Here is a 3,290-nt window from a genome sequence, read left to right on the forward strand (position 1 = left end):
GTGATCCGCCCGTCCGCGTCGTACGTCGCCTGCGGCGTGAGCGTGTCGACGCCGGCGGTCTGCAGCCATGACCGGGACCACGCCGACATGTCGCGCCCGCCGGTCTCCTCCAGGGCGGCCAGCAGGTCGGCCAGGCGGGTGTTGCGGAAGGCGTGCCGCTTGAAGTAGCGGCGGGCGCCCTCCATGAAGGCGTCCCGGCCGACGTACGCCACGAGCTGTTTGAGCACCGCGGCGCCCTTCGCGTACGTGATGCCGTCGAAGTTGAGCTTGGCCGCCTCCAGGTCCTGGATGTCGGCCGTGATCGGGTGCGTCGTCGGCAGCTGGTCGGCCCGGTACGCCCACGCCTTGCGGCGGTTGGCGAAGGTGATCCAGCTGCCGCTGAACCGGGTGGCCTCCGCGAGCGCCAGCGCGCCCATGTAGTCGGCGAACGACTCCTTGAGCCACAGGTCGTCCCACCACTCCATGGTCACCAGGTCGCCGAACCACATGTGCGCCATCTCGTGCAGCACGACGTTCGCCCGGCGCTCGTACGCCGCGTCGGTGACCTTGCCGCGGAAGACGAACTCCTCGCGGAAGGTGACGAGGCCGGGGTTCTCCATCGCGCCGATGTTGTACTCCGGCACGAACGCCTGGTCGTACTTGCCCCACGGGTAGGGGTAGTCGAAGTGGTCGTGGAAGAAGTCCAGGCCCTGCTTGGTGACGGTGAAGATGTCGTCCGCGTCGAAGTGCCGGGCCAGCGACCTGCGGCAGAGCGCGCCGAGCGGCACGACCAGCTCCCGGCCGTCGTCGAACGTGCGCGTGTAGCGGTCCTCGACGTGGGCGTACGGGCCGGCGACGACGGCCGTGATGTACGTGGAGATCGGCTTGGTCGGCTCGAACCGCCAGGTCGCCAGGGCGGCCCCCGCCGCGTCGGTGTGCCGCTCGGGGGAGCCGGCCAGCGCGCCGCCGGAGAGCACCGTCCAGTGGCCGGGGGCCGTGACGGTGAAGGTGAACGGGGCCTTCAGGTCGGGCTGCTCGAAGGTGGCGAACACGCGGCGGGCGTCGGCCGGCTCGTACTGCGTGTACAGGTAGACCTCGCCGTCCTCCGGGTCGACGAAGCGGTGCATGCCCTCGCCGGTGCGGCTGAACGCGCAGCGCGCGTCGACCACGACCTCGTTCTCCGCCGCCAGGTCCTCCAGCGCGATCCGTGCGCCGTCGAAGACCGCGCCGGGGTCGAGGTCCCGGCCGTTGAGCGTCACCGCGGTCACGTCCGGCGCGATGAGGTCGAGGAAGGTCGCCGCGCCCGGCTGGGAGCAGCGGAACCGCACGGTGGTCACCGACCGGAAGGGCTCGGCCGCGGGGGCCACCGCCGTGCGCAGGTCGAGCTCGACCTCGTACGCCTCGACCTCCAGGAGCCGCGCGCGCTCCCGGGCCTCCTCGCGGGTCAGGTTCTCACCGGGCACGGGGGGACTCCTTCGTCTCTCGCAGGTCCGACAGCGAAATCATGTCATGCGGGTACCCCGGTGGCGGTGCTGACGTACCAGGCCCACCAGGGACAGCGCCAGCGCGAGCCCCGCCGTGGTCAGCAGCTGGGTGCGGGAGTCCGGCTCGCGCAGCATCAGCACCAGGATGCCGCCCATCGCGGCCAGCGCCGCCCAGGTCAGGTACGGGTACGCCCACATCCGTACCGTCAGCAGCTCCGGCGCCTCGCGCTCCAGCCGGCGGCGGGTGCGCAGCTGGGCGGCGGCGGTGAACGCCCAGACCACGAGGATCGCGGCGCCGACCATGTTCAGCAGCCACTGGAAGAGCGTGTCGGGCCAGCGGTAGCTGAGCAGTACGGCGGCGAAGCCGAAGGAGCAGGTGGCGACCACCGCGCGGCGCGGCACGCGGTCGGTCAGCCGGCCCAGGAAGCGCGGCCCCTGGCCGCGGGCGACCAGGGAGTACGCCATGCGCGAGGCGCCGTAGATGTTGGCGTTCATCGCGGACAGCAGCGCCACCAGCACGACGACGTTCATCACCGCGCCGGCGGCCGGGATGCCGAGGTGGTCGAGCGCGGCGGCGTACGGGCCGGACTGCACCGCCGGGTCGTCCCAGGGGATCAGCACGACGACGACCAGCATGGAGCCGACGTAGAAGATCGCGATCCGGTACATCGCGGTACGCACCGCGCGGGCGACGCCGCGCCGCGGGTGCTCCGACTCGGCCGCGGCGATGGTGACGTTCTCCAGCCCGCCGTACGCGAAGACGGAGGCGAGCAGGCCGACGAGCAGCCCCTCGGAGCCGTTGGGCAGGAAGCCGTCGCCGGCGCCGGTGAGGTTCGCGGTGCCGGGCGCGTCGGTGCCCGGCAGCAGGCCGAGCACGGCGAGCAGGCCGAGGACGAGGAAGGCGCTGATGGCCGCGACCTTCAGCCCGGCGAACCAGAACTCGGCCTCGCCGAAGTTGCCGACCGCCGCCAGGTTCGTGACGCAGCACACGGCCATGAAGAGCAGGACCCACATCCAGGGCTCGGTGCCCGGCAGCCAGCCCGTGACGATCTGCGAGGCGCCGATGGCCTCGGCGGCGATGGCGACGCCCAGCAGCGTCCAGTACATCCAGCCGGAGGTGAGCCCCGCCCACGGGCCGAAGGCCCGCTCGGCGTGGACGGAGAAGGAGCCGGAGGCGGGGTGGGCGGCGGACATCTCGCCGAGCATCCGCATCACGAGCATGACGAGCAGCCCGGAGACGGCGTACGCGAGGACGATGCCGGGGCCCGCGGCGGCGATGCCGGCGCCGGAGCCGACGAAGAGGCCGGCGCCGATGACGCCGCCGAGGGCGATCATCGTCAGGTGGCGCTGCTTGAGGCCGGTGCCGAGGGCGGACGGTACGGGGACGGGGGGCGCCGCGGCGTCCGCGGCGCCCGCGGTGCTGTCGGCGTGGGGGGATGCGCTCATGCGGGGTGTCCTGTGGGGGGTAGTACGTGGCGACGACTCAGTGTGCGGTATCGCGCCGGGCGCGCGCCGTGGCCGCAGAGCCGTCGTTGGAGGGGTTCCACAGCGGGAGTCGGGCGCGCGGCCGGGCAGTCGGTCCCGACCGAAACCCGATCACGGTGTGGCGTATCTCACGTGACCTGCTCGGATGCCGGAATCGCAGCCCCGGGCCGGTGATCGCCCAGGTGCGGGGGAGTGACAGGTATCTGTGCGACGGGTTGGCACCTTTCCACGGTGATCGGCCCGGGGCCGTCGGCTAGCGTACGCAGCGTCCCCGTACCCCGTGACGGACCCGCGAACCGAGACCGGAGAACCCGATGAGCACTGCCGCCGTCTCCTCCCCGC

Annotated in this window: 2 protein-coding genes; both read right to left on the reverse strand. The window is 72.5% G+C overall.

Annotated features, from left to right (window positions below; translation table 11 throughout):
• Window positions 1-1,442, reverse strand: a 1,442-nt coding sequence (gene pepN / locus H5J30_RS23385; protein ID WP_181789347.1) for an aminopeptidase N, incomplete at its 3' end; no start/stop codon positions are given.
• 39 nt (window positions 1,443-1,481) lie between these two features.
• Window positions 1,482-2,909 (reverse strand): amino acid permease, encoded by a 1,428-nt coding sequence (locus H5J30_RS23390; protein WP_181789348.1) that lies wholly within the window; start codon window positions 2,907-2,909, stop codon window positions 1,482-1,484.
• Between the last annotated feature and the right edge of the window lie 381 nt (window positions 2,910-3,290).

The organism is Streptomyces phytophilus, assembly GCF_013870535.1.
GTDB classification, from domain to species: domain Bacteria; phylum Actinomycetota; class Actinomycetes; order Streptomycetales; family Streptomycetaceae; genus Streptomyces; species Streptomyces phytophilus.